Annotated in this window: 10 protein-coding genes; 1 reads left to right on the top strand and 9 read right to left on the bottom strand. The window is 55.2% G+C overall.

All coding sequences use genetic code 11. The annotated features are described in order from the left end of the window. Positions 1-799 precede the first annotated feature (799 nt). The 9 genes from AF71_RS30780 to AF71_RS30740 form a co-directional block, all read right to left on the bottom strand. Positions 800-2,038 (bottom strand): hypothetical protein, encoded by a 1,239-nt coding sequence (locus AF71_RS30780; protein ID WP_169684486.1) that lies wholly within the window; start codon positions 2,036-2,038, stop codon positions 800-802. Positions 2,039-2,136: 98 nt separating this feature from the next. After that, a complete protein-coding gene (locus tag AF71_RS30775; protein WP_169684485.1) occupies positions 2,137-4,485 on the bottom strand; it encodes a hypothetical protein in 2,349 nt (782 codons plus the stop codon). After that, positions 4,478-4,909 carry a GtrA family protein gene (locus AF71_RS30770; protein WP_348644165.1) on the bottom strand — a complete coding sequence of 144 codons (432 nt, stop codon included), beginning with the start codon at positions 4,907-4,909 and terminating at the stop codon, positions 4,478-4,480. Before AF71_RS30770 ends, AF71_RS30775 begins: the two co-directional genes overlap by 8 nt. Then, positions 4,906-6,183: an NAD(P)/FAD-dependent oxidoreductase gene (locus AF71_RS30765; protein WP_169684483.1), complete on the bottom strand. Its 1,278-nt coding sequence runs from the start codon at positions 6,181-6,183 to the stop codon at positions 4,906-4,908. Before AF71_RS30765 ends, AF71_RS30770 begins: the two co-directional genes overlap by 4 nt. Before the next feature lie 9 nt (positions 6,184-6,192). Then, positions 6,193-7,125, bottom strand: coding sequence for an NAD-dependent epimerase/dehydratase family protein (locus tag AF71_RS30760; protein WP_169684481.1), 933 nt, complete (start codon positions 7,123-7,125; stop codon positions 6,193-6,195). Then, on the bottom strand, positions 7,125-7,856 hold the full coding sequence (locus tag AF71_RS30755) for an SDR family NAD(P)-dependent oxidoreductase (protein WP_348644166.1): 732 nt from the start codon (positions 7,854-7,856) through the stop codon (positions 7,125-7,127). The genes AF71_RS30760 and AF71_RS30755 overlap by 1 nt, the downstream gene beginning before the upstream one ends. A gap of 22 nt (positions 7,857-7,878) precedes the next feature. Then, a complete protein-coding gene (locus AF71_RS30750; protein WP_169684478.1) occupies positions 7,879-9,213 on the bottom strand; it encodes an FAD-binding oxidoreductase in 1,335 nt (444 codons plus the stop codon). After that, on the bottom strand, positions 9,210-10,751 hold the full coding sequence (locus AF71_RS30745; protein WP_169684476.1) for a UbiA family prenyltransferase: 1,542 nt from the start codon (positions 10,749-10,751) through the stop codon (positions 9,210-9,212). The genes AF71_RS30750 and AF71_RS30745 overlap by 4 nt, the downstream gene beginning before the upstream one ends. A gap of 136 nt (positions 10,752-10,887) precedes the next feature. Continuing rightward, on the bottom strand, positions 10,888-11,151 hold the full coding sequence (locus tag AF71_RS30740; RefSeq protein WP_169684474.1) for a helix-turn-helix transcriptional regulator: 264 nt from the start codon (positions 11,149-11,151) through the stop codon (positions 10,888-10,890). Positions 11,152-11,343: 192 nt separating this feature from the next. On the opposite strand from AF71_RS30740, the gene AF71_RS30735 reads away from it, so the two are divergent. Beyond that, the coding region (locus AF71_RS30735) for a LysR family transcriptional regulator (RefSeq protein ID WP_169684472.1) at positions 11,344-11,681 on the top strand (338 nt) is incomplete at its 3' end.

Genomic DNA, 11,681 nt, shown 5'->3' with positions numbered 1-11,681 from the left:
GATCAGCTCTGGCGGAGAGGATTTCTAATCCGCCATTGCGAGTGTAGGCAGGTCGAACGAAGGATATGGACAAACGGTCAAGAGACGGGATTAGGAAAACCAGTTCTGCCGGACGGCACCTCGAGTGCGCGTGAGCGTGTTGGACCTGATCTGCGAACTCCCATATGGGCCCGCGACGTACTACGGTCGCAACGAGAGGCCGGACACACGTCAGCACCCGACCAATGTTCAAGACTGAGTGAAGATTTTGCTTGCATTCGAGGGAGCGTCCACACACGTCCGGCGAACGCATTTTCGCTTTTCATCTCGTCTGCCATAACGCGTTCGACCACATCCGGATCGCATTGTTCATTGACGAGAAACTGGCGGATTCCACCATCCCATGCCCGTATGTCGGCGAGGAGATTTTGGAGCTCGTCCACGCCGTTCTCGGTCAGGCCCTTTGTGCCGTATTCGCAGGAAGAGCAGTGCAGGGCGAGCCACCTCACTCCCGAAGAAGGACATACGGTCTTACAGTGAATCACGCTTCGATGGCTGAGAAAACCTAAATCTGAAATCGCAAGAAAACAGATCGAAAACATCCAAAATCTTGCGATAAAGATTACAAGGTGGCGCCCATTAGGCGCCAAATATCAATCGCTTCCGGATACTTCACGGTCGACGAGTCATGCAGTCGGGCTCAACCTGGATCCCATAATTTGAAAGGACATCGATATGATAAGCTATCCACTTGACCGGCGCGTCCATGTGAGTCTGCCATGGCCGCCTTCCTTAGGAAATTTGCATAACCTTCAGCACTCTACCGCCCTAGATCTGGCTCAGCACCGCGAAACATGCCCAATTGGCGAGCTTGCATCGCCTTGATACGATCGTTTAGCGCTTCTGGGGCGGGATAGAGTAAGCGGTAGCTTTCTGGATTATTTGGATTTTTTTTAATCGCACGAATTGCCTCTACCTCAATATTTCCGCGATGCACAGCAAAAGGGTACCAGACAACGGCGTTCAGCGCGAGCACGCCTGACACGATGACGGCAAAGATGCTGGGTTTGCACGTCTCGGACGATTTCCGAAACGTAATCAATGCTATCGGTAGAAGGGCAACGACCGAAAATAGTGCGTAGCGATATGCTGGTCCACCGTATCCCTCGTTTCGGCCGAGTGCAACCATAAGGCACGATCCGAGTCCGAAGGTGGCGATGGCAAGCAGCGTCAAGGATGGTCGGTCGCGATTTCTGATCGAGGTGACCAGCGCGTAGAGCGCACATCCGTGAACCGCAATCGCTCCAATTAATGAAAGGAGCATAACCCTCGTGTCGAGCGGCGATATTGATATCGCAAATATCTCGATGAACGGCTGAATAAGAATGTTCGCATAAACGAGCGGCGCCTTAAGAAGGTGAAACTCACTGCCTCCGTTGCCTGTCTTGAAACCGAGAGAAATATAGGCCATGACGCCGACGGCAGTCGCGAGGCCGAACAGGCAAGAGAAGAAGATCTTCTTGTCCACAAGACACAAGACGGCGGCTATCATCGGCACCAAAAGCCCATTCAGTGACCAGTAGGGGGCCGTTCCTCCGACAATGAGCGCCATGACGAGTGCTGTGTAAGTGCCAAAGTTTATGAGCCACATGGTCGATATTGCGATGAGGGAGACACCGACGAACCCCACCTGAAATGACCAACTCAAGTTCTCAAGATGTCTGGCCCAGAACATAAGGGAGACGCTAAGGGCGATCGCTGGCATCCGCGGTGCTTTTGCCAGATCGATCAAAAGAATGCAGGACGTGATCTGAAAGAGCCAAATTACAGCCACGCTGAACACTCCGGTTCCGCTGGCCAGCAAAGTATCTAAGCCGTAAAATATACGCGGGAACATGATCATGTGTTCGTTGTGAAGCGACCACAGTTTACCCCAGCTGTCCTCAATACGAACGACCTCCCAAGCGTCCCAGAAAGGCATGGGCCCATAGGCGATAGTTGTCATCCACGCTGTCGAGATGAACACAACCAAAGAAAATATAACGGCAGGCAACTCCATCGGGCGTCGTCGAGAAGTCATTCCCAATCCTCATTTCTGTTGAAGGCTTATCGCTCAATGGGATGGCGAGGCGCCGGCGGAGATCGAACGAAGCCCACTCAATCCAAGCTCGCCCGTGCCCAATAGGTCCAATCCCAAGAGCAGTTGGCCCCACATGCCGTTTCCAGCGTCAGAATGCTCGATCCTTTTGGAATATCGAGAGTGACACTCTGTTCTCGTCGATCCGCTTCGATGTCCTTTGGGTTCAGGCATCGATTCATCATAATTTGGTCGCTGGCCTTGACAAGGAAGCATGCACCATCGCTGCCGCCACCGTTCTGCCAAGCCCCCGAGCGCAGCCCAAATGCTAAGGAAATCCTAGATGCTCCTGCTGCCCCTACGTGCAAGGACATCGGGGCATGAGCCAATACACCTTCTGGAACAGTCACGAATGTCGGCTCCTTCAACGCATTTTCACGAAGCAAGGCCGTTAAGCCATCTGCCTTTCTGATCGTCCGGTCTACGAGGGCATTTTTATTGCCGGCAATTAGCTTCTCGGCATTTAGCTGCGTAAAGTCGATACGGATTTTGTCGTCATAGGCCAGCTGACCTCCCAACCCCATCGTGATTTTGATAGAGCGAGCGTGGCGAAGCGCCGGAAAATCCGTTCGACCGGCTGACACAAGAACATAATCGGACGTCGTGTTTACCAACGGAGAGAGCAGGAAGCCAGCTTCCGCCATCTCGGGGATCAGCCGGTAAGAAGTCGTTGCACCGTCATCATACGTAACCGTAAGCTGCGTCCCTGGCGGCCGGTACATAATATTCACAATTTTGCCGAGCAGCCGCGGCCGTATATGCACCGCCATCATAAGGGGCCCATCGCTCTGCGGTACTGTTACCTCCTGGCCGATACCCGCCTCGACCGAAACGGTCTCTGACTCGAGCTTGTCGATAGGATTCGTCCGTTTGGCGAGAATTAGCCCTTGCGGCCGCTCATCGACGGGCTCATATCGCGTGAAAAATAGAGGCCACAACGAGCCCTCCGTGGACGCCGGATGGCGATCGTCAATGGAACCCGGCGCAAAAACGATATAATCGGGCGCCTTTTCACTTTGGTAAAAATCTCGGTTTCGGGAGATTAGCGGCGAGTTGTAGGTTGTGTACTCCTGTATCGTCGGCCGCGGATGATAGTTAGCGCCTGCGGCAATGGCCAGCGATTGGTTCGATGGGATTACGTCTATTGTGCCCTGATATTTCTGTAGCCCCGAATTGCTGGCGAGAAGAGCTTTGGTGCGTGTCTGAGCGCTCTGGAGGTCTGTGAGCCAACGTTCGGGTGCGACGACGAAGACCTTCAGTAGTGAAGTTTCTGCCCCCGCATTTCGAGCCAGCACCAGGATATTGTCATTCAGCAACTTCGTTGTCGCACTTGGAAGAAGAATATAGGGAGGAATAATACTCGCTGCCGCCATCAATACTGCGGCGAAGAAAATATTCTTTCCGCGTGTCGTTGCGACGAACGTCAGTAAAGCAAATGTCAGTACATTCCATGCAATTGTGGAATGCAAATCGTGTCGAACAAACCCGGCTTTGAAGCCTATGAACACGAAGGCAAGAAATACCAAGCTTATAAGAATTCTTCTTGCAATGGTGTCAATTAATTCGTTCTTATATACTACATAAAGTATCAATGCCATGAATAAGAGGCTTGCAGCAATATATGCAGCGACCTCCACGAGCGGTCCCGGGATGCTCATTGCGCTGGAATACCCACTCGAAACCTGTAGGCTGGAAAGAATAAACGGGACTATCTGCGACCTATCCTGGCCGGAACCGATGAATGCGATGCAGAATCCGAGTCCCATTACTGCCAGATGGAGCGGCAGACGTTTTCGCTGTAGATCGCTAACGTCAGCGGCAATTAGGCAAAGAAGTGCCAACGGAAATACCGAGAACTTGGCAAGGGAAACAACCCCGGCAAGCGCAGCTCCGAAAACCGATATGCATCTGCTAGCGCCGGTTGCGCTAGGTATCCCGACCACGGCGGCCAAAAAAGGTATCGAAAGAAGAAAGACGTCATCCTGCACAAAGAGGCAAATGACTGTCAGCGTGATGATAAGAATTCGGGCGGCTAATAAGCTGCCGTTCTTTTGAAGAAGATATGCAAGTGATGTTCCGATATAGATCGGTATCAATATCGAATATATTGCAAGCTGAAACGTAATTCCGTCTTGAAAGATTCGGGTGTATATTCCCGAGAGCGGGCCGCCTGTGAAGGCAATGTCCGTTCCAAACCTTAGTCTCTTTTCGCCGGCATAGGCTAGCGCGGCTTTCCAGGATTCATCGAGATTGTCCCCAATGGGGTAGAAGTGAAGTGGTCTGAAACGAAAATAAAATATTACCAAAAGAATCAGAAAGGTCGATACAAAGGCAATTGCGCTTGAAATTATGTTGGTATTCTTACGCAACGTGACTGCCTCCAAATGTGAAGTACTTATGCAGGAAATAGCTTGTCGCTATAGGGCTCAAAACACCGATTACATGAGCTGTAGTTTCCGCATGGAACTTAAAGCCGACGAACGGAAATATGCTATGCACTAAGATCAGACTCACCGCCCAGACTTGAGCGAGCGCGATAACGTTGACGGCTCCGAAGCGCAGATACTCCGAAGCCATATGCCTACTGGAGTTTTCGAAGACATAGAGCTTCATCAGAACGAAGGCGGTCGTCATGCCGGCGAGGTAGGCGCAAACGATTGCAATGGAATAAGTCGTCACTTGCGACATCGCCATCCGAGACAGGATGTTGATTGCGGCGGCAACACCTCCGGAAAGGGTGAAGCGAACAAATGGTTGCGAAAGCAACCGGGAAAGACTTTTGTTCACCGTCACACAGCCTCCGCCATGCCGCGCCCGTAGCGAACGCTTTCCGCGATCCCCCGGTCCTCCGGGTAGTAGTAGCACGTATCGGCGATCTGCAGCCCGGCGATCGGTGTCTGGATTGGTGGCAGCTTGTCCTTGAAGTTTGGCTCGCACACCGGTTGCGCATATTTGAGTCGTCCGACCTTTGCTTCGACCAGATCTGTTTGGGAAATGTTTGGGTTGACCTTGCGGATGTAGCCGAAGGCCTCGTCGATGAACTGCTGGTCGCTCCACTGCCACTTCGGCTGCGTCACCGGCATGTAGTAGGGCACATAGACGATCGTGTCATCGACCGGGCGTAGGTTGGAGAATTCGATCAGCCCGGGGATCTCGATATTCTCGTCGACGATGTTCACCCAGAAGTTCCGGCTCACCGACTTCTTCAGCTTGAACAGTAGGCAGACGACACCAATGTTGCGGATCGCATCGTACTTCGCCCTCGAATCCGCCGGTAGATCGGGGACGAGCGTCGAGATTATCGGCGTCGGAACGGTCGAAATCACGGCGTCCGCAGGGAAGAATCGACCTCCGGCTGTCACGCCGGTTACCCTTCCGTTCGCGGTCTCGACTTTTTCGGCCGGTGTCGACAAGTATAGTCGGCCGCCCTTGCCTGTGTAGGCTGAAACCAGGGCATCGACGAGCGTCTGGCTGCCCCCTTCGATATAGCCCAGCTCTTCCTGGAAGATCGAGCGGCGCGAGTTGCCGATGCGGCGCACACGGGTGGCGATCCACGAGGCGGAGATGTCGTCGGCAAGCTCATAGAACTTCAGGTCCATCAGCCGCTTCCACAGCGTGTTGTAGACCTCCTTGCCGGAGCCGCCCTCGAGCCATTGCCTCGCCGTCTTGCGTTCGATCGACGCGAAATTGCCGGTCTTCGTCGTCAGGAACATCTGAAGGCCAGTCCGGATCTTGGCGATCAGGCTGAGATGCGGGAAGCGCAGCAGCGAGATCGGGTCGCCCCACGGGTGGACACGCCCCTTCATGAAATAGCCCATGGAAGTCGGGCGCCAGCGCATCTTGTCGCCGATGCCGAGTTCACGCATCAGTGCGAAAGTTGGCTCATCCGACTTGCAGACGAAGTGATAGAAGCGCTCGATGGACAGGCCGCCGAAATCGAAATGCGCCGCCATGCCGCCGGCAACCGAATCCGCCTCGATCAGATCAACCTCATGCCCGAGCTGCACGGCCCGGTGCGCGGCTGCCAGACCCATGGCGCCCGCGCCAATGACCACGATACGGCTCATCTTCGTCTCCTAAAAGTCCAGTACGATGCTGCTGTAACGCGGATCGAGATAGGTTTCAGCGATCGCATTGCTCAGCGGCGTGGCAGGCACGCCGAAAATCGCCGGCCAGTCGATCACAGCAAAGGTTTCGGGAATGACCAGCGCTTCCAGCTGGCTGGTAGTAAAAGGGGGCTTGCTGCTGAACTTGCCGTAGACGAACAGTAGCCACCAGAACACGTGATAGGGGATGTGGACGATGCGTGCCCTGGGCTCGACGGTCGTGTGGATCAGGCGAATCAGGTCGCCGTAATGGATCTGCTCCAGGCCGGAAATGTCGTAGGTGCCCGTCGGCCGGTTGGCGAGCGACGAGATAATGATGTTGGCAAAATCGCCGACATACAGCGGCTGGCGGATGAACTCGCCGTTGCCAGGAATTGGGAAAATGGGCACGCGGTCCATGAAGCGACGTAGCCACCCCAGATGCTTTCGGTCGAACCAGCCGAACATCAGCGTTGGGCGCAGAATGACATGCGGAATATCGGTGACCGTATCGATGAACCTTTCCTGGGCGGTCTTGGAGCGGGTGTAGAAGTCGTCCGCCTTGGAATTGACCACGGACGAGGAGATGTGGACGAAGTAACGGGTGGCGTGCCTGCGCATTGCCGCCACGATCTTCTCGGTCGCCACCACGTTGTTGTCGATAAACTCCTGTTCGTCCAGGCCGCCGATCTGGGCCTGGTTCAACAGCACGGCATCCGCGTCAGCAAAAGCATCCATCCAAGCGCCGTCGGTGGCGAGATCCGCCTCGATGACTTCGATCTCGGAATGAAGCTTGCGCAACAGCGCCGTGTTGCTCGCATGCTTGTCAATGCCGACAATCTTGAGGTCCGGCACGCTTTTCAGTCGGGCTATGACGTTTTGGCCTACAAGTCCCGCAGCCCCGGTAATGATGATCTTCTGCATCAAATGTCCATCCGGTTGAAGATGGCGCTCGGCAAGTTGCGAATGATCAGCATGATATAGCGCCAAAACCATGGGGCATAGACGACCGGACCACCCCTATCGGCCGCGGCTCGAACGACGGCTGCGACCTGAGGAGCCGTTGCCCAAAGCAGGCCTTTGCGATCAAAGTTTTCCGTCATTGGCGTGATCGTTGGACCAGGCTTGATGATGACGGCACGAGGACCCTTATTTGCGAACCGGTGAGCGATACCCTCGATGAGCGCGGCCAAGCCCGCTTTGGCCGCGCCATATACGAAATTGGCGCGGCGGCCGCGGTCCCCGGCCACAGATCCAATGACGACGAGCGAGCCACGCCCCTGTCGTTCCAGCTCGGCAGCCACGGCGAGACACCAGGCGGCAGCCGAGTTGAAGTTGATCTGCAGAATGTCATTGGCGACCGATTGATCGCGTTCGGCGTCAGCCTGGTCGCCGAGAATGCCGTAGGCTATGAGGACGTGATCGACACCGCCCAATTGGCGGATGAAATCGCCAAGCGTCGCATCCACGCCCTGCACCGAGGCCAGGTCATGAACCGCGGTTTCCGCTCTACTTGCGCCGCGGATCTTCAGGTCGGAGGCGATCGACGACAGCTTGCCAGCATGCCGTCCGACAAGCAACAGATCGGCGCCTTCTGCCGCGTAGAGGCGCGCGGTTGCCTCAGCAATCGCTGATGTCGCGCCGAGGACAATCACTCGCAATGCGCTGCACTCCCGTTCATTGAGCGATCCTTTTCCAAAAATGGGATTGAAAATTGGGGTCCACGTATTTGGCGAAGTCCTGCCATTGTGGATAGCCCGAGCGGAACATATCCACCGTCATTCTGCCATCCTTGGCAGGGTAGAGCCGGCCGCCGGCTTCGCGCACGATCGCGTCCAGCCGGCCCATCAACTGCAGCGTCGATGCTCCGCGGTTTGGAAAATCGAGCGCCAAGGTCGTCCCCGGGCGCGGAAATGACAAGATACCGGGCGATGGCTTGCTGCCAAACGTCTTGAGGACGGCGAGAAACGATCCTTCACCTGCAGATGAGATTGTCTCGAGCATCGCCTTGGTGGCATCCCTCTCGTTCTCCGGGGGGACGGCGGATTGATACTGATACATCCCGCGCCGGCCATACATCCGGTACCAGTGGCCGATCGCATCGAGAGGATAGAAGAATGGATGGATCGGAACGGTTCCGCGACCGGCCTTACGATTTCCATTCCAATGGTACAGGCGATTGAAGGCGCCGATCGAGAGCTTGTTAAGAACGAAACCGGGGAAGTTCATCGGCATGTTCAGTTTGGGGTCGGCTCTGGATGGTAGCCGTGCGCCTTTTTGGGCATGGTTTCCTCGGGTGAACAAGCCACGCCCCAGATCTTTGCCCTTCGCGAGGCAGTCGATCCAGGAGACGGTGTAGTCGAATACGTCCTCGCTCTCTCGCGAGACATGAAAGAACTCATCGAGATTGGCAAAAGGAACATTCTCGATGTCCATCATCGCACTATCGATGTGCATCACCTCAATTTCAGCCCAAGTGATGATGCCGGTCAGTCCCAGGCCGCCGATCGTTGCCGAAAACAGTCCGGTATTGTCCTGTGGAGTCAGCTCGAGCTGACTGCCGTCCGAGCGCAACAAACCAATACGCCTTACCCAGCGCCCGAGTGTCCCCGCTGCGTGATGGTTCTTGCCGTGAACGTCGTTGGCGATCGCCCCGCCCAGAGTGACAAAACGCGTGCCAGGGGTAACTGGCAAAAAGAATCCCTTTTTTACAAGCACCTGCAACAGTGCATCGAACGAAATGCCAGCTTCGGCCCGCAAGATCAGTCTGTCCGGGTCGAAGAATATTGCTCTGTCGACGGAAGTCATGTCCAGCAGCGCACCGTCCGGATTGAGGCAAGTGTCGCCGTAGGATCGACGCAGCCCGGTCGCTAGGAGCGGAAGGTCGTCTTTTCTTGCGGCCACTAAAGCTTCGGGAAGGTCGTCCTGCCACGTAGGCCTAGCCACCTTATGAGGTGCCCTGATGACGCCTCCCCATGACCTGATCTCATCGGACGTCGAAAATTGGATCATAGGGCAGCCAGAAAGAGAGCAAAAACGATGCCACCGAGCGCCAGGCTAATCCGGTCCCGCAATGCGAAGCTTACCGGGTCATCATTCATATGACCGCGATGGGCGAGCAACCAGATGCGCCCAAGCCAAATGGATAGGACGAGCGGCATTCCCGCCAGCAACTGCGGATGGCTATAGACGCTCGCCGGCAACATCTCCTCGATGATGAATAGCACGAGAACGACAAGGGAGGCGACAGCGGCGGCAATGCCCAATGTCAGAGTCAACGGTGCATCTTCCACGCGATAGCCCCGACTTGCGAGACTATGGGTCTCACCTGTTACCCCGGCGCGAATAATTTCAGTATGCCGTTTGGTGACCGCCAAGGAGAAGAAAAAGAAGACTGAAAAGGTTAGAAGCCACCCGGGGCTAGGCTGGCTGATGAGAACAATTCCCATGATAATGCGTATCGTAAAGAGTACCCCGATAATTAGAGTATCTAGCAGAGGCACACGTTTTAGGCCAAGCGAATACGATCCAGTAAGCACGAGATAGCTCGCGAGTGTGCCTGCGAAGGCTGGAGCGAGGACTACCGCCGACGCAAATGCAACGATAAGCAATGTCCCGGCAAGCGCGAAGCCTATTGGAATTGGCATGCGACCACTGGCCAGCGCACGGTTGCGCTTCGACCAATGCTGACGGTCCGCACTAAGATCTGCCAAGTCATTTAGGAGATAAGTGGCTGACGTAACCATCAGAAGGCAAATGAAGGCGAGAAAGGTATGGCCAATCAGGGACAAGTCGTCCCAAGCGTGAGCAAAAATTAAAGGGAGGAAGATCAGTACGTTCTTAGACCAGTGATGAACACGCAGGGCCTTCAGTAGATCCTTAGAAGACAGTTGCTTGTTCTTAAATTCGGCTTCAATGGGTTTGTCGAGATTTCGTGCCGCTTTGGCGACTGACGGGGAAACGCCAGCGAGCACGATTCCGCTCGCCGCATTCCACACGGCGAGATCGGCCGCGCTGTCGCCTGCGTAAGTAAACCCTTCCGGGAAGCGCTGCTTCAAATAAGCAGCTTTTGCCTTGCCCTTTAAATTGGCCTCGGCCGAGCCGGTTGCGCTCTCAAAAATGCCGAGCCGTGCGGCAATAGTGTCGACGACTGGCTGAGCGGCGGCTGAGCAGAGATGAATTTCGCGTCCGCAATCAACCTGATGATGAAGCCACTCAACCAAATCCTCACGGATAGGAAGCGTCGTGTGCGTTAGATCGATTTCGCGCGCTAGGTGCGCTTTCAACGCCGCTCGCCCTCTCGAGAGACTGACGAACGCTCGCAAGACTCCGACAGGGCGCGTGAATAACCCCGTCGCGATTTGCTCGTAAAGTGTGTCCGTCACGACTAACGTGTCATCGAGATCGACAACAATCGGCAATTCTGAAGTATTGTCGCTATTACCAGCTGTTATAACGAGCTCACGGACTTCTTCCATATTGAGCACAATTCTCGCAATCTCGCCCCCCAAACGAGGCTGTGGCCATTTGATCGTGAGGCTGTTTCCCATGAGAATGAGCCAAATTCAAGCATACACCGTGGAAGAAAGCCATTTCATGGGGAACAATTGGCTGTCGTTCACACCTAAACGCGGCACCCGTAAAAGCTAGGCTACCGCATCTTATGCGCCCTATCGCCCCTTCTCCCTAAACATCGATCGACGCATCCGGCGGCTGACTAAGCCGCACACCCTCCCCGCCGGACCCAGCGTAGTCTCCATCAAGGAAGGTTACACCTGCGGCCTGCAGTGCCTGTTCGATGTCCCGAAGCGTCCGATCGTAAGGCGTTGATTTTTGAGCCTCAAAGTTTGCAAGTGTGGCCCGACCTACGCGGGCAGCCTCACACAAATCCGTCTGCGACCAGCCGATTAGGCCTCGGGCGGCACGGCACTGCGCCCCACTTATAGCCATTTTGTATCACCCTAAACATTTTATATTGACTTGAAGGGAATTTCGCGTAGTCTGGCGATATTGATCCAAATGTAGTTGTTCGCTGCAGCATGCGTGCTCGGCTAGTGATTCTGCGCGACAATATACCTAGTCCTGCACGGCGGCGCGAGGCTATCACGCACGCTCAGATACCGGTGCGACGGGAAAGTCTTTATGGAACTACGCCAACTCACCTACTTCAAAGCGGTGGCCGAGGAACTGCACTTCGGCCGGGCTGCAGCCAGGATGCACATTGCCCAGCCGGCGCTCAGCAATCATGTGATGTCGCTGGAAAGGGAGCTTGGCTGTCCGCTGTTCATCCGCTCGACGAGAAGGGTGGAACTGACCAGGGCAGGGGAAACCTTCTACGATCGCTGTGTGCGGATCTTAAGCGACATCGACCTGACCACGGAACTGACGCGGGCAGCCGGCGGCAGTCGCATCCGCCAGATCAGGATCGGCAGCATCTACCCGGCCACCATGGGCATGCTGCCAACCTTCCTTGCCAAGAT

The organism is Rhizobium sp. 57MFTsu3.2 (assembly GCF_012932765.1).
Taxonomy (GTDB): Bacteria; Pseudomonadota; Alphaproteobacteria; order Rhizobiales; family Rhizobiaceae; genus Rhizobium; species Rhizobium altiplani.
This window is presented reverse-complemented; position numbering and strand designations above follow the sequence as displayed.